The sequence below is a fragment of the Citrobacter sp. S46_ASV_140 genome (assembly GCF_018919545.1).
GTDB lineage: Bacteria > Pseudomonadota > Gammaproteobacteria > Enterobacterales > Enterobacteriaceae > Citrobacter > Citrobacter braakii.
This window is the reverse complement of sequence record NZ_JAHLRC010000035.1, coordinates 1-17,261: the sequence shown is the minus strand read 5'-3', so window position 1 is coordinate 17,261 and position 17,261 is coordinate 1. Positions and strand designations below refer to the sequence as shown.

The following is a 17,261-nucleotide window of genomic DNA, read 5'->3' as shown; positions in this document are numbered from 1 at the left end:
CTGTTTAAGTGAAACGCCGCATTCTACACTACAACGCTGAGGCGAGGAAATGTTCATAGAGCAAGGATAGCGGGAACTGGAAACAACTTTGCAAAGTCGGTGAAACTTTTGCCGGATGGCGACACAAGCGCCATCAGGCAAAGCTATCACTGTTGGGTTTCGACGCGAATGAGATCGGGTGGAAGAGCAACGTTCAGAATGACCGGCTGCCAGGCTTCGCGCTCAGCAAGCTTACGAGAGTATCCACGGGCAATCAGGAATCCGCCCACGCCCCCCAGCACGGCTCCGCTTAATGCCGCAAGGTCGGAACCAAACAGCACCTGGAATAGCGCCGCGAAGAGAAAGAGCCCCGCCAACGGAGACATGTAGACCAACATCGCTGAACCCAGCAAGCTACCCTCGGCAATACCCAGTTCAACTTTTTGACCGGGCGCTAAGGGTTCGTCGCTGGGCACCACGATGGTATGCGTGGTCTGCGGCCCAAGTTTGTTCAGCACGCGGCTCCCGCATCCGGCCCGGGAAGCACAGCTGCTACATGATGCTTTAACATCACAGCTGACCGTCGCCAGACCATTTTGCCAGGAGACGACTGTCGCCCACTCTTTAATCATTGTGCAGCCCTGAACTTAATATTGTCCGCGATACGCTTCGCCGTTTGCGGTGGAAGCTCGCCCACAATCGTAATTTCCGCGTTATCACGCACGCTGGTACTAACCGTTCTACGCCCGGTTCGCAACAGCTGATCGGCGCTGTTTTGCATCGCACGGTTTACGTTCACGGAGAAACTGAACAGGCCATCAGAATATAGGCGCGATTCGATCGGCATGTTATCCATCGTCGGCAGCGGACGTCGACTGCTGGAAACTTCGCTGAAGCCTTGCGGCAACCACGACGGGCTCCAGTTGAAGTTGGTTTTCTCGCCCGCAGGAACTGACAGCAACGGCGGTAGATTGGCTTTCGCCAGCGCCTGCATGCTATCGCTAACGCCGTTGTTTACGGTAAAGGCGATAACACGGAACTGTTCCAGCGTCTCACCATCACGGTCGAGAAGATCGACGCGCATCGGCAGCTTAGTCTCCGTGTCCATCCAGACGATATAGCTGTAACGCGTACCGTCACGGGCGACTACGCGGATCACTTCACAGAGCCGATCGGCAATGCGGGTGCGACCTACTGAGATAAAGTCATAGTAGGGAGCAAGACGTTTGAAGTCGGTGTAAATCAGAGAGGGCAGAGAGTCAACGATATAGTCGCCGTTCAGCGTGAACGGTTCGAGACCAGGCTCAAAATAGCTGATTTCATTGCCACGCTGCACCACTTCCCGGCGCGGTCCATCCATTTGCAACAGTTGCGCTAGCGGACGGTTATCCAGGCGGGCATGGCGATAACGTAGGGATTCAACACCCTGCTTATTGATGCTGACAAATGACAGCTCATAGGTTAGCGACTGGCTGGCCAGATTCATCTGCTGCAACAACGCCCCGGACGCAGGATTGGCCGAGGCGTTTACAGAGAAAAACAGGCTACCAGCCACAAGTGACATGGCAAACCAAAGTTGCTTCATTACTGCGATTGCGTTCCTAAAGTTTGAATTCCTGGCACCTGCACAGCGGCTTGCTGTGTTTGGGCCTGCTCAAACTGAAGCTGTTCAGAGTGCAGTCGACGTTGCAGTTCGTAGTCCTGCAACATGGCATTAATACGACGACGCTGCTCCTGTACCTGCTGTTGCTGACCGCCGCTGGCCGTCGCGTCAGAGGGTACACCCAAGCTTACCGGACTGGCTTTACCCATCATCGGTAATGTATTAAATACCGGCGTTTCGGGCTGCTGGGACGTTTCAGATTGCCCATTATAGTGCTGGACGCCAACAATAACTGCAAGTGATACACACGCGGCCACACCCATTTGGGTAAGCTGCGCGGCCCACGGACGCATTTTCTTCCAGAATGGCATTTTCTGCCACTGGTGCGGTGCTGGCTGGGCCTCAGGAATCAATGGCACCGTCTGACGTACTGGCTCATCTTGGATGGCAGCCATTACGCGGGCGGAAATATCGAAATGGAGAACGTCGGCGGTATCACCTCGCATAGAATCGCGAATCAGGTGATAACTCTCCCAGGTTTTTTGCATTTCCGGGTCATGAGCCAGCTCTTTGAGTAACTCAGTATCCAGCGTTTCGCCATCCATTAAAGCGGAAAGTTTTTCTTTCTGCATGCCTAATACCTTTTCCAGTATCCCGCTATCGTCAACGCCTGATAAGCGGTTGAACTTTATTATCAATAGCTTCCCTCGCTCGGAAGATACGTGAACGCACCGTACCTACCGGACAATCCATGATAGCGGCTATCTCTTCATAGCTCAGGCCATCCAGCTCCCGCAAGGTTATTGCCATGCGTAAATCTTCCGGGAGGGACTCAATAGTCCGGAAAACTATCTGTCTCAGTTCTTCTGACAACATTAAGTTCTCAGGGTTCGAAATTTCTTTCAGCGCACCGCCACTTTCGTAATTTTCTGCTTCAATCGCATCAATATCACTGGAAGGTGGACGACGCCCCTGAGCGACCAGGTAATTCTTCGCTGTATTGACTGCAATACGATACAGCCAGGTATAAAAAGCACTATCTCCCCGGAACGAGTCCAGCGCACGATAGGCCTTGATAAATGCTTCTTGTACTACATCGGGTACATCGCCCGACGGTACATAGCGAGAAACCAGACTCGCCACCTTATGCTGATAGCGCACTACCAGTAGGTTAAAGGCTTTCTGATCTCCCTTCTGGACCCGTTCTACCAGGACCTGGTCCGTTAACTGCTCGCTCATCCGAGGTAAAGTCTCCCCAAACCAAATTTCCACGCGCCTTCGAAACGCCACTCCATCAGCTTCACTATGAGCAAGCAAATGCTTGGAGTGCTCAAGTTTCGTAAAGTTCCGTTACGCATTGTTTTTTGTTTGTCATGTTGTAGACAGGTCTTATCTCTCATTATAAGTCTACATAATCCGATCGACGCACTATCTGTTTAGAAATGCCCATTTCACCGCTTGCAGAGTAACCCAACGGCCACTTTATTTCATCACATAATCTGGTGCTAACGGCCTGCTTCACAAAATATTTTTGCTCATTTCGTCCTCGTCATGCTTTTTTTTCATGTTTAGTCACTGCAACACATTTAAAAATAAAACGTGCAGTATCGCGCAATGTGGTGCTATGGTGACCAAACACTGTTTAGTAAATTAAACAAAAATCATGAATACGACTCCTGAATTATCCTGTGACGTGCTGATCATTGGCAGCGGGGCTGCCGGACTCTCACTGGCGCTGCGCCTGGCCGAAAAACATCAGGTTATTGTCCTGAGCAAAGGTCCGGTCAGCGAAGGCTCGACATTTTATGCCCAGGGCGGTATTGCCGCGGTGTTTGATGAAACCGACAGCATCGATTCCCACGTTGAAGATACTCTGATTGCCGGGGCCGGCCTGTGCGATCGCCATGCGGTTGAATTTGTCGCCAGCAATGCCCGCACCTGCGTTCAGTGGCTTATCGATCAGGGCGTCTTATTTGATACGCAGGTTCAGCCCAACGGTGAAGAAAGCTATCACCTGACCCGTGAAGGCGGTCATAGCCATCGACGCATTCTGCACTCTGCGGATGCCACCGGTAAAGAAGTCGAAACCACCCTCGTCAGCCAGGCACAAAATCACCCCAACATACGGGTTCTTGAGCGCAGTAATGCCGTCGATCTGATTGTCTCCGATAAAATCGGTCTGCCGGGAACGCGTCGGGTTGTCGGAGCCTGGATCTGGAACCGTAATAAAGAAGCCGTAGAAACCTGCCATGCCAAGTCAGTAGTGTTGGCCACCGGCGGCGCGTCAAAGGTGTACCAATACACCACCAATCCAGATATTTCCTCGGGTGACGGGATTGCGATGGCCTGGCGTGCGGGATGCCGTGTCGCCAACCTGGAATTTAACCAGTTTCACCCGACAGCGCTGTATCATCCGCAGGCGCGCAACTTTCTGCTAACCGAGGCGCTGCGTGGCGAAGGCGCACATCTGAAGCGCCCGGACGGTTCGCGCTTTATGCCCGATTTTGACGAGCGTGGCGAACTGGCTCCCCGCGATATTGTTGCCCGCGCCATTGACCACGAAATGAAGCGCCTGGGCGCTGACTGCATGTTTCTCGACATCAGCCATAAACCGGAAGAATTTGTTCGTCAGCATTTCCCGATGATTTATGAAAAATTGCTGGGACTGGGCATCGATTTGACCAAAGAGCCGGTTCCCATCGTTCCTGCCGCGCACTATACCTGCGGCGGCGTGATGGTGGATGACTTTGGCCGTACGGATGTCGACGGGCTGTATGCGATCGGCGAAGTGAGTTACACCGGCCTGCATGGAGCCAACCGGATGGCGTCAAACTCATTACTGGAGTGCCTGGTTTACGGCTGGTCCGCGGCTGAAGATATCGACAGGCGAATGCCTTATGCTCGCAGCGTCAGCACCCTCCCGGATTGGGATGAAAGCCGGGTAGAAAACCCGGATGAACTGGTTGTGATTCAGCATAACTGGCATGAGCTGCGGCTATTTATGTGGGATTACGTCGGTATCGTGCGCACAACTAAACGTCTGGAGCGCGCCCTGCGCCGTATCACCATGTTGCAACAGGAAATCGACGAGTATTACGCTCATTTCCGCGTGTCGAACAACTTGCTGGAACTGCGCAATCTGGTGCAGGTTGCTGAGCTGATTGTCCGCTGCGCGATGATGCGTAAAGAGAGTCGGGGCCTGCACTATACGCTGGATTATCCAGAACAGCTTCCAGAGGCAGGCCCGTCCATTCTCTCGCCGCTAAGTCATCACATGAACAGATAAAACGCCTGGGTCAGCGCCGTGTAACCTTCAGAGTAACGTTGGTCTGGCCCACGGATCACCAGCCTGTCACTAAAGCACTCCCCGGCCTGCGGGGAGAATGCCAGCAGTACCCGATTCGGTAGTCGGGCCTCGGTTTCTGCTACATCCGTGCGCAATCGCAGATGCCAGCCCATGCCCAGTGCCTGCTGGGAAAAGGCGTTACCAATCTGTTCGGGCAACACCACACAAAAAAAACCTTCTTCCGTAATGCTGTCTGCCGCCAGCGTTAGCAATACTTGATGATCGAGCGTGGTGGTGTAGCGAGCCTGCTCGCGCTGCGGCGTGGCACATTCCACTCCCTGTTCATAATAGGGAGGGTTGCTGATGATCAAATCAAAGCGCACGGTCTGGCGCGGTACCCACTGCTGCACATCTTCGGTATGAACGTTCACGCGATGCATCCACGGGGATTGCGCGATGTTCTCCTGCGCCTGCTGCGCGGCATCAACATCAAGCTCCACGGCGTCAATGATGACGTTTTCATCTGTGCGCTGGGCCAGCATCAGCGCCAACAGGCCGCTCCCGGTACCAATATCCAGGATCCGCTTTACGCCAGCAACAGGGGCCCAGGCCCCCAATAAAATGCCGTCCGTTCCGACTTTCATTGCACAACGATCGTGTGCCACAAAAAACTGCTTAAAAGTAAATCCATTACGTCTAAGTACGGATGTAGACTGGGGCATGAAGAACAACCTTCCTGGAAAAAAAACGATAACATAGGATAAAAACAATACCTGAGAAGGTATATCCATACAAACAGATGAAGATTGCAGCCGTAACGTCTATAATCAGCGCCCCACTCAGAGGTAGAACATGACTGTAACGACTTTTTCCGAACTTGAACTCGATGAAAGCCTTCTGGATGCCCTCCAGGAAAAAGGTTTCACTCGCCCGACCGCCATTCAGGCTGCCGCCATTCCGCCTGCGCTCGATGGCCGTGATGTACTCGGTTCTGCGCCGACAGGCACCGGTAAAACGGCGGCATATTTGCTGCCAGCGTTGCAGCACCTGCTCGACTTCCCGCGCAAGAAATCTGGCCCGCCGCGCATTTTGATTTTGACACCGACGCGCGAACTGGCGATGCAGGTTGCCGAACACGCCCGTGAACTGGCGAAGAATACGCATCTGGATATCGCCACGATTACCGGCGGCGTGGCTTACATGAACCACATGGAAGTCTTTAGCGAAAACCAGGACATCGTGGTCGCCACTACCGGTCGTCTGCTGCAGTACATTAAAGAAGAAAACTTCGACTGCCATGCGGTTGAGACACTAATCCTCGATGAAGCAGACCGCATGTTGGACATGGGCTTTGCCCAGGACATCGAGCATATCGCTGGAGAAACCCGCTGGCGTAAGCAAACTATGCTGTTCTCCGCCACGCTGGAAGGCGATGCGATCAAAGATTTTGCTGAGCGTCTGCTGGAGGATCCGGTCGAAGTTTCGGCGGATCCGTCTACCCGCGAACGCAAGAAGATTCATCAGTTTTACTACCGTGCCGATGACATCGAGCACAAAACTGCCCTGCTGATCCATTTGTTAAAACAGCCGGAAGCGACTCGCTCGATTGTCTTCGTACGTAAACGCGAGCGTGTGCACGAGCTGGCAGGCTGGCTGCGCCAGGCGGGCATTAATAACTGCTATCTCGAAGGCGAGATGGTGCAGAACAAACGTAATGAAGCGATCAAACGCCTGACCGATGGTCGTGTGAACGTGCTGGTAGCAACCGACGTTGCCGCTCGTGGGATCGATATTCCTGACGTCAGCCATGTGTTTAACTTCGACATGCCGCGCAGTGGTGATGCCTATCTGCACCGCATTGGCCGTACCGGTCGTGCAGGCCGTAAAGGTACTGCGATCTCTTTGGTTGAAGCCCACGACCATCTGCTGCTCGGCAAAGCGAGCCGCTACATTGACGAGCCACTGAAAGCACGCGTCATCGACGAACTGCGTCCAACCACGCGCGCGCCAAGTGAGAAATCTAACGGTAAGCCATCCAAGAAAGTGCTGGCGAAGCGCGCGGAGCAAAAAGCGAAAGAGAAAGAGAAACCGCGGGTGAAAAAACGTCACCGCGACGCCAAAAATGTCGGCAAACGCCGTAAGCCAAGCGGAGCTGCTTCCCAGCAGTCCGACAAAGAGTAAACCGAATGCCGGGCCGTTTAGCCCGGCATTTTTTGTGCACAAAAAAGCGGAAGATACGTTGGCATCTTCCGCTTTCAGATTCTCTGCCAGACGGGGTTATTCCCCGTGAACCTTACAGGCTCTCAGTAAAGGTACGAGCAATAACGTCGCGCTGCTGTTCTGGCGTCAGAGAGTTGAAACGCACGGCATAACCAGAAACACGGATGGTCAGCTGCGGATATTTTTCCGGATGCTTAACCGCATCTTCCAGAGTTTCTCGGCGCAGAACGTTCACGTTCAGGTGCTGACCACCTTCCACACGGACTTCCGGCTGTACGTCTACCGGTACTTCACGGTATTCGATTTCACCCAGTTTGCTGACAGCAACGACTTCATCAGCATTGAAACCTGCTTTCGCAACGATGCAGCGTGCTTCGCCTTTTTCGCTGTCCAGCAGCCAGAAAGAGTTCAGCAGGTCGTCATTTGCAGCTTTAGTAATCTGGATACCTGTAATCATTTGATGCCTCCCCGGCAAAATTATTTGATCTCGGTTGGCCGTCATCCGGCCAATTGGTAAAACCATTGTTGCTTGAGTGTATATATACCCCTCACACACCCTTGAATCTTTGATTTAAATCAATAAAAACCACACATGAAAAGTGGTGATAGGTGGATTTTATTGTTTTACATCAACTTACGCCACATGCGCAGCTAAACTTTTTACATAAATTTTCAACTATCTTTAAGGGGTAGACCCTTGAGAAACGTACAGAATTTTGCGACGCCGAAAGAAGCAGTTAAGCTAGGGGGATCGAAAATTCGCAGGAGAGCGAGATGGCCACCGAATTAACCTGGCACGATGTGCTGGCAGAAGAGAAACAGCAGCCTTATTTTGTTAACACGCTGCATACTGTGGCGGGCGAGCGTCAGTCAGGTATGACAATTTATCCGCCACAAAAAGATGTATTCAACGCTTTTCGCTTTACCGAACTTGGCGACGTGAAAGTCGTCATCCTGGGGCAGGATCCATACCACGGTCCGGGCCAGGCACACGGTCTCGCGTTTTCTGTCCGCCCCGGTATTGCCACCCCGCCCTCGTTGCTGAACATGTACAAAGAGCTGGAAGCAACGATTCCTGGCTTCACACGCCCAACGCACGGATATCTGGAAAGCTGGGCACGCCAGGGTGTGCTGTTACTCAACACCGTGCTTACCGTCCGTGCCGGGCAGGCACATTCGCACGCCAGTCTGGGATGGGAAACATTTACCGATAAAGTCATCAGCCTGATTAACCAACATCGGGAAGGCGTGGTATTCCTGCTCTGGGGTTCACACGCACAAAAGAAAGGTGCGATTATTGATGCGCAGCGTCACCATGTATTGAAAGCGCCGCACCCATCACCGCTCTCTGCGCATCGCGGTTTCTTTGGCTGCAATCACTTTGTACTGGCTAATGAGTGGCTGGAACAACGAGGTGAAAAGCCGATTGACTGGACGCCGGTATTACCCGCAGAAAGCGAGTAAAAAAATGCCAGCGAATCGCTGGCATTTTTATTATCAGGCTTTGTTCTGACGCCACCACTCCGCGAGCAGCACGCCGGTCGCGACAGAAACGTTGAGCGTTTCTACGTTGCCCGTACCGTCAATCGCCACGCACAGGTCGTCGGCTGAGCATGCTGCTTCTGGCAGAGCCTCACGCTCACGCCCTAATACCAGCACCATTTTTTCCGGCAACGTGGTAGTAAACAGCGGCTTGCCTTTCACGCTTGAGGTCATCACTACCGTGTAACCCCCATTACGGAAGTCGTCCAGCACATCGACAATACTGTCACCGGTGATCGGCTGAACGTGCTCAGCTCCGCCTTCAGCGGTGCGGATAGCCGCACCTGATTCCAACAGCGCCGCATCCTGTACCACCACGCCTTTCACACCGAAGTGCGCGCAGCTACGCATCATGCCGCCCAGGTTGTGCGGGTTAGCAATGTCTTCCAGGGCCAGCACGCAATCCTGCGCCCCGGCCTGACCAACCCACTGCTTAACAGTGGTACCGTTACGTTTTTTGATCAGGAAACAGACGCCGCCATGGTGTTCAGTGCCGGAGGCTTTCGCCAGCTCGGCTTCGTCAACCACGTGGTAGGCTTTGCGGTTCGCCGCCATCCAGCGTAATGCTTCTTTAAAGCGCGGGGTTACGCTCTGAACAAACCAGGCGCGAACAATAGCGTCCGGACGACTCTGGAACAGAGCCTGACAGGCATTCTCACCGTAAACGCGGGTTTCTTCCGCGCGCTGACGACGTAATACTTCAGGATCGATAAAGCTTTTGCCGCTGATACCACCGTGATCGGCTTTGTCTGCTGCATCATCATTCGGTGCGCGGGACACGGTACGCCATGGTGAATCTTCACGTCCACGGTCGCGTTCTACATCGCGGCCACGACCACGTTCACGACCACGTTCGCTGTTCGGACCCTTTCTGTCATCACGGGCAGGGCGACGACCGCCTTCGGCTCGGGAAGTACCGGGGCGACCGCCGCCTTTACCAGTACGTGGATTTTGGGTGCGTTTGTCCGAGTCATCGTCACTGCGGACGTACATCACTTTGACCTTGCCGTTTTTATTCTTCAGTTCGTCGCTCATGTTTTTCTCCACCTGCTCTGCGCGAAGCGCGAAGATTACCCGATGTGCACGTCGTTAGCCATTATTTCATTTAAAAGCTAAGGACTATTGTACTCATTGAATAAAACGCATTGTTGTTTAGAACAGACTCCCCGATAATATGTAACATAATAGAAACATACTGGCGTTACTGCCGTGAAGTCCACTCCACTCATCCAGAGGTTAGTTATGAATACCGTTTGTACCAGCTGCCAGGCTATCAACCGCATCCCCGACGATCGTGTCCAGGAAGCGGCTAAATGCGGACGCTGTGGTCACGACCTGTTTGATGGGGAGGTGATCAATGCGACCGGTGAAACACTGGATAAACTGTTAAAAGACGATCTCCCGGTGGTGGTTGATTTTTGGGCCCCCTGGTGTGGTCCATGCCGTAACTTCGCCCCGATTTTTGAAGATGTCGCGGAAGAGCGTAGCGGTAAAGTGCGTTTTGTTAAAGTGAATACAGAAGCCGAGCGAGAACTCAGCGCCCGTTTCGGTATCCGCAGCATCCCGACCATTATGATCTTCAGAAAAGGTGAAATCGTCGACATGCTTAATGGCGCCGTACCTAAAGCCCCGTTTGATAGCTGGCTTAACGAATCATTATAATCTCTACGGGGCGCATCTTGTGCCCCGTTTTCACCTCTGCGACAATAGCGTTTTTCAACGTGTTCTCCCATGACCGATAACGCTGTTCTTCAGTTACGCGCTGAGCGCCTCGCGCGCGCCACGCGCCCTTTCCTTGCCCGAGGTAATCGCATTCGCCGCTGTCAGCGCTGCCTGCTGCCGCTGAAGCTCTGCTTGTGCGCAACGCTGGTGCCGTCTGAGGCCAAAAGCCGCTTTTGTCTGGTGATGTTTGATACCGAGCCGATGAAGCCCAGCAACACGGGACGTTTGATTGCCGATATTTTGCCCGATACCACGGCGTTTCAGTGGTCACGCACCGAACCGCCACAGGCGCTGCTCGAACTGGTGAAAAATCCGGATTACCAGCCGATGGTTGTATTCCCGGCATCCTATGCGGGCGAAGAGCGTGAAGTGATTTTCGCGCCACCAGCCGGTAAACCGCCGTTGTTTATCATGCTTGATGGTACCTGGCCTGAAGCGCGTAAAATGTTCCGCAAAAGCCCGTACCTTGATAACCTGCCGGTGATCTCCGTTGATTTATCGCGACTTTCCGCTTACCACCTGCGTGGCATTCACGCCGAAGGGCAATACTGTACTGCCGAAGTGGCCATTGCGTTGTTGGATCTGGCGGGCGATACGCAAGCCGCGGAGGGGTTGAGCGAACATTTCACTCGCTTTAAAACCCGCTACCTGGCAGGAAAAACTCAACATCAGGGAAGCGTCACAGCAGACTCGCCAGAAAGCGTTTAAAATCATTCGGTCACTGGTGTCATTAAGGAAGCCGATATGAGTCAGCGTGGTCTGGAAGCACTTCTGCGACCGAAATCCATTGCGGTGATTGGGGCGTCAATGAAGCCTAATCGCGCAGGTTACCTGATGATGCGTAACCTGCTTGCCGGCGGTTTCAATGGACCTGTTTTACCAGTGACGCCAGCATGGAAAGCGGTGTTGGGCGTCCTGGCCTGGCCCAATATCAACAGCCTGCCTTTTAGCCCAGACCTTGCCGTGTTGTGCACCAATGCCAGCCGCAACCTGGCATTACTCGAAGCGCTTGGCGAGAAAGGCTGTAAAACCTGCATTATTCTTTCAGCTCCCGCATCGCAGCACCAGGAATTGTTGGCCTGCGCCGCACGCTACAACATACGTCTGCTAGGCCCCAACAGCCTGGGGCTTCTCGCGCCCTGGCAGGGGCTTAACGCCAGCTTTTCTCCCGTCCCCATCAAGCGCGGTAAGTTGGCATTTATTTCCCAGTCAGCGGCGATTTCCAACACCATTCTGGACTGGGCGCAGCAGCGCGACATGGGTTTTTCCTGGTTTATCGCGCTGGGCGACAGCCTGGATATCGACGTTGATGAACTACTGGATTACCTGGCGCGCGACAGTAAAACCAGCGCGATATTGCTATATCTCGAACATTTAAGTGATGCCCGGCGCTTTGTCTCCGCCGCCCGTAGCGCCTCGCGCAATAAACCCATTCTGGTGATTAAGAGTGGTCGCAGTCCGGCTGCACAGCGTTTACTGCATACCAGTGCAGGGATGGACCCTGCGTGGGACGCGGCTATCCAGCGCGCCGGTTTATTACGCGTACAAGACACTCACGAGCTCTTCTCTGCGGTAGAAACCCTAAGCCACATGCGTCCGCTGCGCGGCGACAGGCTGATGATCATCAGCAATGGGGCCGCGCCTGCCGCACTGGCATTAGATGAGCTGTGGTCAAAAAATGGCAAGTTGGCGACACTGAGTGAAGATACCTGCCAGAAATTACGCGATGCGTTACCTGAACATATTGATATCGCCAACCCGCTGGATCTGCGTGACGACGCCAGCAGCGAACACTACGTTAAGACGCTGGATATCTTGCTCGCCAGCCAGGATTTCGACGCACTGATGGTGATTCACTCACCCAGCGCAGCCGCCCCGGGAACAGAAAGCGCACAAGCGTTAATCGAAGCGGTAAAACGTCATCCCCGCGGTAAGTTCGTCTCGTTGCTGACCAACTGGTGCGGAGAGTTTTCCTCCCAGGAAGCCCGTAGACTGTTTAGCGAAGCCGGATTACCTACCTACCGCACGCCAGAAGGCACCATCACCGCGTTTATGCATATGGTGGAGTACCGGCGTAACCAGAAGCAACTGCGGGAAACCCCTGCGCTGCCCGACTACCTGACCACCAACACCGCCGAGGCGCATAATCTGTTACAGCAGGCGATTGCTGAAGGAGCAACGTCGCTGGATACCCATGAAGTGCAGCCGATTTTACAAGCCTATGGCTTACACACACTGCCGACGTGGATCGCCAGCGACAGCGCTGAAGCCGTACACATCGCGGAGCAAATCGGTTACCCGGTGGCGCTAAAGCTGCGTTCTCCTGATATCCCGCATAAATCAGAAGTTCAGGGGGTAATGCTCTACCTGCGGACGGCAACAGAGGTGCAGCAGGCAGCCAATGCGATTTTTGATCGGGTAAAAATGGCCTGGCCGCAGGCGCGCATTCACGGTTTATTAGTACAAAGTATGGCGAATCGCGCTGGCGCTCAGGAGCTGCGCGTCGTCGTTGAACATGACCCGGTATTTGGCCCGTTGATTATGCTTGGTGAAGGCGGAGTTGAGTGGCGACCAGAAGAACAAGCCGTGGTGGCGTTGCCGCCATTGAACATGAATCTGGCGCGTTATCTGGTGATCCAGGGGATCAAAAATAAAAAGATCCGCGCTCGCAGCGCATTACGCCCATTGGATATCGCCGGGTTAAGTCAGCTTCTGGTGCAGGTCTCCAATCTGATCGTCGATTGTCCGGAAATTCAGCGTCTGGATATTCATCCGCTGTTGGCCTCCGCCGGTGAATTTACCGCGCTGGATGTCACGCTGGACATTGCCCCTTTCACGGGCAATAACGAAAGCAGGCTGGCTATACGTCCCTACCCCCATCAGCTTGAAGAATGGGTGGAGTTGAAGAACGGCGAGCGTTGCTTGTTCCGCCCTATTTTGCCCGAGGATGAACCTCATCTGCAGCAGTTCATTTCTCAGGTAACAAAAGAAGATCTTTATTATCGCTATTTCAGTGAGATCAACGAATTTACCCACGAAGATTTAGCCAATATGACGCAGATCGACTACGATCGGGAAATGGCCTTTGTTGCGGTACGCTGTAAAAACAATCAGCAAGAGATCCTCGGCGTAACGCGAGCAATCTCGGATCCTGATAACATTGACGCCGAGTTCGCCGTACTGGTTCGTTCAGATCTCAAAGGGCTTGGACTGGGTCGCCGGTTGATGGAAAAATTAATTGCATATACCCGAGATCACGGACTTAGACGTTTGAATGGTATTACGATGCCAAACAATCGTGGGATGGTCGCCCTGGCCCGGAAACTCGGGTTCGCTGTTGACGTCCAACTCGAAGAGGGAATTGTTGGGCTAACGCTTAATCTGGCCCAATTTGAGGAATCGTGAGTAAGGTACTGGAAATGTTGACCACATTAATAGGTACTGGTGGTATCATTACCCGCTTATGTCGTCTGCATAGCACAGAGGACCCTTCAATGAACAGAGAAGAAATGCACTGTGATGTTGTCAAAATTTAAGCGTAATAAACATCAACAACACCTTGCCCAACTACCCAAGATTTCTCAGTCAGTTGATGATGTAGATTTCTTTTATGCTCCCGCTAATTTCAGGGAGACTCTGCTGGAAAAAATAGCCAGCGCGACGCGACGGATCTGCATTATTGCGCTGTACCTGGAACAGGATGACGGTGGTAAAGGCATACTCGACGCGCTCTATGCGGCAAAACGGCAGCGTCCTGAACTGGATGTCCGGGTGCTTGTCGACTGGCACCGAGCCCAGCGCGGACGTATTGGTGCTGCAGCATCGAATACCAACGCTGACTGGTATTGCCGAATGGCACAAGAAAACCCAGGTATTGATATTCCTGTCTACGGTGTTCCGATTAACACCCGAGAAGCGCTTGGCGTCCTGCATTTTAAAGGCTTTATCATCGATGACAGCGTCCTGTATAGCGGGGCCAGCCTGAATGATGTTTATCTGCATCAGCATGATAAATATCGCTATGACCGTTATCAGTTGATTCGCAATGCTCAAATGGCCGATATCATGTTCGATTGGGTCACGCAGAACCTGATGAACGGTCGCGGCGTTAATCGCCTTGATGATATTAATCGCCCTAAAAGCCCGGAAATTAAAAACGACATCCGCCTGTACCGTCAGGAACTGCGCGATGCGTCATTCCATTTTCAGGGTGATGCGGATAATGAACAGCTTTCGGTAACGCCTCTGGTAGGCCTTGGAAAATCCAGTCTGTTAAATAAGACCATTTTCCACCTTATGCCCTGCGCGGAGCACAAGCTCACAATCTGTACCCCTTATTTCAACCTGCCCGCTATACTGGTGCGCAATATCATTCAGCTGCTGCGTGAAGGCAAAAAGGTCGAGATCATTGTCGGTGATAAAACCGCCAACGACTTTTTCATTCCAGAAGATGAGCCATTTAAAATCATCGGCGCGCTGCCCTACCTGTATGAAATTAACCTGCGCCGTTTCCTGAGCAGACTGCAATATTACGTGAATACCGACCAACTGGTCGTGCGCTTATGGAAAGATGATGACAACACCTATCATCTGAAAGGCATGTGGGTTGATGATAAATGGATGCTGCTCACCGGCAACAACCTTAACCCTCGCGCCTGGCGTCTGGATCTGGAAAACGCCATCCTTATCCACGATCCGAAGCAAGAGCTGACTCCCCAGCGCGATAAAGAGCTGGAGCTTATTCGCACGCATACTACCGTCGTTAAGCACTATCGCGACCTGCAAAGCATTGCCGACTATCCAGTCAAAGTGCGTAAGCTCATCCGTCGACTACGCCGTATCCGTATCGACAGATTAATTAGCCGTATTCTGTAACCAAGACCCCGTCCAGTGACGGGGTTTTTCCTATGGAGGCAACGGTGCGCTTGTTTATTCTTTTCAGTATTCTGGCCATTTCTGGTTGCAGCCACATGGCAAACGACCGCTGGAGCGGACAAGACAAGGCTCAACACTTTATCGCCTCCGCTATGCTCTCCGCAGCTGGAAACGAATATGCTCAACATCAGGGCAACAGCCGCGATCGCAGCGCGGCTATCGGCCTGATGTTCTCTGTCAGCCTGGGCGCGTCAAAAGAGTTATGGGACAGCCGTCCCGCTGGGAGCGGCTGGAGCTGGAAAGACTTCGCCTGGGATGTTGCAGGCGCGTCTACCGGCTATGCAGTCTGGCAACTGGCACATCACTAGAGGCGCAGACCTTTCCCCTTCCCATGCAGCATCAGCGATACCAAAAATGCGACTATTGCCAGTGCTGTAACGTACCAGAAGAATGTTGTTTCCATACCGACAGACTTCAGGGATAACGCAACATATTCGGCTGAGCCACCAAACAGAGCATTGGCCACCGCATAAGATAATCCAACCCCCAGAGCGCGCACCTGTGCCGGGAACATCTCGGCCTTCAGAATACCGCTGATTGACGTATAGAAACTCACAATTAGCAAGGCACACATCACCAGAGCAAACGCCATATACGGAGACGTCACGCTTTGCAACGCTGTCAGAATGGGGACGGTGAAAATCGCGGCCAACGCGCCAAAACACAGCATTGAAGTACGTCGGCCAATTTTATCTGACAAGGCACCGAACAACGGTTGCACCAGCATAAACACACACAGTGCCGCCGTCATAATCCCACTGGCTACGTTGGCATGCATACCGGCGGTATTAACCAGGTACTTCTGCATGTAGGTTGTGAACGTGTAAAAACACAGCGAGCCAGCAGCGGTAAAGCCAAGCACCATGATGAAGGCTTTGCGATTACGCCACAGACCTTTCAGAGAGCCAGCTTCTTTCAGCGCGCGAACGTCCTGTTTCGAGGTTTCATCCAACTGTCGACGCAGCCATAACGCAACAATAGCCAGTACGGCGCCCAACGCAAATGGAATACGCCAACCCCACGATCTTAGCGCTGAGTCTTCTAACGTTTGCTGTAATATGACCACAACCAGCAGTGCCAGTAACTGCCCGCCGATTAACGTCACGTACTGGAAGGAAGCATAAAAACCTTTCTTACCTTCAACGGCTACTTCACTCATATAGGTAGCGCTGGTCCCGTATTCACCACCGACAGACAGCCCCTGAAATAACCTAGCCAGCAGCAATAGAGCAGGAGCCCAGGTACCGATGGTTTCATATCCCGGAAGACAAGCGATCACCAGCGATCCCATACACATCATACAAACTGACAGCAGCATCGACTTTTTACGCCCGTGCTTATCCGCGATGCGACCAAACAGCCAGCCGCCAATCGGTCGCATCAGAAAGCCTGCAGCAAAAACTCCGGCTGTTTGTAAGAGTTGCGTGGTGGTGTTTCCTGATGGAAAAAAGATATGAGCAAAATAGAGAGAGCAGAAAGAATAGATATAGAAATCAAACCATTCGACCAGATTCCCTGATGATGCTCCGACAATCGCCCATATACGACGCCGAGTATCGCCGTCTGCCAGCGCCCCGTTCTCAGTTACACTGCTATCAGCCATTAGAATTGTACCCCTGCCAACGATTGCATTAATTTATCAATGGTGGTTGTGTCTTTTTTGGTGAAATAAATGTTATATAATTGTTATAATTTATTATGAGAGAAAGATCACGGTTTTCATTAGCAGAGAAAGGATTCAGATATGTTCGAGAAAGAGAACAATCGGTTTGAAATAGTGTGGGCTGGATAAAATGGTACGCTGCATCCGGCAGTTTTCACTCCCTGCAGACGCAAAAAAGCCCATCCGGCAGGATGGGCTTCTTCACTTATTTGATGCCTGGCAGTTTATGGCGGGCGTCCTGCCCGCCACCCTCCGGGCCGTTGCTGCGCAACGTTCAAATCCGCTCCCGGCGGATTTGTCCTCCTCAGGAG

Annotated in this window: 17 protein-coding genes; 8 read left to right on the top strand and 9 right to left on the bottom strand. The window is 52.8% G+C overall.

Features of this window, described 5'->3' with window-relative positions:
• Positions 1 to 146 precede the first annotated feature (146 nt).
• The 5 genes from rseC to rseD are packed head-to-tail and all read right to left on the bottom strand — an operon-like array spanning position 147 to position 2,940.
• Complete coding sequence (rseC, locus tag KQJ19_RS11470; protein ID WP_016157173.1) at positions 147 to 611, bottom strand: SoxR-reducing system protein RseC; 465 nt, start codon at positions 609 to 611, stop codon at positions 147 to 149.
• The gene (gene rseB / locus KQJ19_RS11465; protein ID WP_016154050.1) at positions 608 to 1,564 is read right to left on the bottom strand and encodes a sigma-E factor regulatory protein RseB; all 957 of its coding nucleotides are present in this window, start codon (positions 1,562 to 1,564) and stop codon (positions 608 to 610) included. The genes rseC and rseB overlap by 4 nt, the downstream gene beginning before the upstream one ends.
• Positions 1,564 to 2,214, bottom strand: a complete 651-nt coding sequence (gene rseA / locus KQJ19_RS11460; RefSeq protein WP_047501529.1) for an anti-sigma-E factor RseA — start codon at positions 2,212 to 2,214, stop codon at positions 1,564 to 1,566. The genes rseB and rseA overlap by 1 nt, the downstream gene beginning before the upstream one ends.
• Positions 2,215 to 2,245: 31 nt before the next feature.
• Positions 2,246 to 2,821, bottom strand: a complete 576-nt coding sequence (rpoE, locus tag KQJ19_RS11455) for an RNA polymerase sigma factor RpoE (protein WP_003037573.1) — start codon at positions 2,819 to 2,821, stop codon at positions 2,246 to 2,248.
• Positions 2,818 to 2,940 (bottom strand): rpoE leader peptide RseD, encoded by a 123-nt coding sequence (rseD, locus tag KQJ19_RS11450; protein ID WP_233623816.1) that lies wholly within the window; start codon positions 2,938 to 2,940, stop codon positions 2,818 to 2,820. Before rseD ends, rpoE begins: the two co-directional genes overlap by 4 nt.
• 305 nt (positions 2,941 to 3,245) lie before the next feature.
• Here rseD and nadB point away from each other — a divergent pair, with 305 nt between their 5' ends.
• Positions 3,246 to 4,868, top strand: coding sequence for an L-aspartate oxidase (gene nadB / locus KQJ19_RS11445; RefSeq protein WP_047358259.1), 1,623 nt, complete (start codon positions 3,246 to 3,248; stop codon positions 4,866 to 4,868).
• Here the strand turns inward: nadB and trmN are convergent.
• Positions 4,853 to 5,590 carry a tRNA(1)(Val) (adenine(37)-N(6))-methyltransferase TrmN gene (trmN, locus tag KQJ19_RS11440; RefSeq protein WP_016154053.1) on the bottom strand — a complete coding sequence of 246 codons (738 nt, stop codon included), beginning with the start codon at positions 5,588 to 5,590 and terminating at the stop codon, positions 4,853 to 4,855. The two genes, nadB and trmN, sit on opposite strands and share 16 nt — an antisense overlap.
• Positions 5,591 to 5,720: 130 nt before the next feature.
• On the opposite strand from trmN, the gene srmB reads away from it, so the two are divergent.
• Complete coding sequence (srmB, locus tag KQJ19_RS11435) at positions 5,721 to 7,049, top strand: ATP-dependent RNA helicase SrmB (protein ID WP_047501525.1); 1,329 nt, start codon at positions 5,721 to 5,723, stop codon at positions 7,047 to 7,049.
• 112 nt (positions 7,050 to 7,161) lie between these two features.
• On the opposite strand, the gene grcA is transcribed toward srmB, so the two are convergent.
• The gene (grcA, locus tag KQJ19_RS11430) at positions 7,162 to 7,545 is read right to left on the bottom strand and encodes an autonomous glycyl radical cofactor GrcA (protein WP_003037563.1); all 384 of its coding nucleotides are present in this window, start codon (positions 7,543 to 7,545) and stop codon (positions 7,162 to 7,164) included.
• A 317-nt stretch (positions 7,546 to 7,862) separates the two neighbouring features.
• On the opposite strand from grcA, the gene ung reads away from it, so the two are divergent.
• On the top strand, positions 7,863 to 8,552 hold the full coding sequence (gene ung, locus KQJ19_RS11425) for a uracil-DNA glycosylase (RefSeq protein ID WP_016154055.1): 690 nt from the start codon (positions 7,863 to 7,865) through the stop codon (positions 8,550 to 8,552).
• 33 nt (positions 8,553 to 8,585) lie between these two features.
• Here the strand turns inward: ung and KQJ19_RS11420 are convergent, their stop codons facing one another.
• Positions 8,586 to 9,665 carry a tRNA/rRNA methyltransferase gene (locus tag KQJ19_RS11420; RefSeq protein WP_216403667.1) on the bottom strand — a complete coding sequence of 360 codons (1,080 nt, stop codon included), beginning with the start codon at positions 9,663 to 9,665 and terminating at the stop codon, positions 8,586 to 8,588.
• A 207-nt stretch (positions 9,666 to 9,872) separates the two neighbouring features.
• On the opposite strand from KQJ19_RS11420, the gene trxC reads away from it, so the two are divergent.
• The 5 genes from trxC (at position 9,873) to KQJ19_RS11390 (ending at position 15,595) form a co-directional block, all read left to right on the top strand.
• Complete coding sequence (gene trxC, locus KQJ19_RS11415; protein WP_003037559.1) at positions 9,873 to 10,292, top strand: thioredoxin TrxC; 420 nt, start codon at positions 9,873 to 9,875, stop codon at positions 10,290 to 10,292.
• 69 nt (positions 10,293 to 10,361) lie between these two features.
• Positions 10,362 to 11,060 (top strand): tRNA-uridine aminocarboxypropyltransferase, encoded by a 699-nt coding sequence (gene tapT, locus KQJ19_RS11410; protein WP_016154057.1) that lies wholly within the window; start codon positions 10,362 to 10,364, stop codon positions 11,058 to 11,060.
• A gap of 36 nt (positions 11,061 to 11,096) precedes the next feature.
• Positions 11,097 to 13,757 (top strand): protein lysine acetyltransferase, encoded by a 2,661-nt coding sequence (pat, locus tag KQJ19_RS11405; RefSeq protein WP_049282309.1) that lies wholly within the window; start codon positions 11,097 to 11,099, stop codon positions 13,755 to 13,757.
• A 114-nt stretch (positions 13,758 to 13,871) separates the two neighbouring features.
• Entirely contained in the window at positions 13,872 to 15,227 is a 1,356-nt protein-coding gene (gene pssA, locus KQJ19_RS11395) for a CDP-diacylglycerol--serine O-phosphatidyltransferase (protein WP_003835350.1), read from the top strand.
• 44 nt (positions 15,228 to 15,271) lie between these two features.
• Positions 15,272 to 15,595 (top strand): YfiM family lipoprotein, encoded by a 324-nt coding sequence (locus tag KQJ19_RS11390; RefSeq protein ID WP_016157180.1) that lies wholly within the window; start codon positions 15,272 to 15,274, stop codon positions 15,593 to 15,595.
• Here KQJ19_RS11390 and KQJ19_RS11385 read toward each other — a convergent pair.
• Positions 15,592 to 16,890, bottom strand: coding sequence for an MFS transporter (locus KQJ19_RS11385; RefSeq protein WP_016154060.1), 1,299 nt, complete (start codon positions 16,888 to 16,890; stop codon positions 15,592 to 15,594). The genes KQJ19_RS11390 and KQJ19_RS11385 overlap by 4 nt on opposite strands.
• Positions 16,891 to 17,261: the final 371 nt, after the last annotated feature.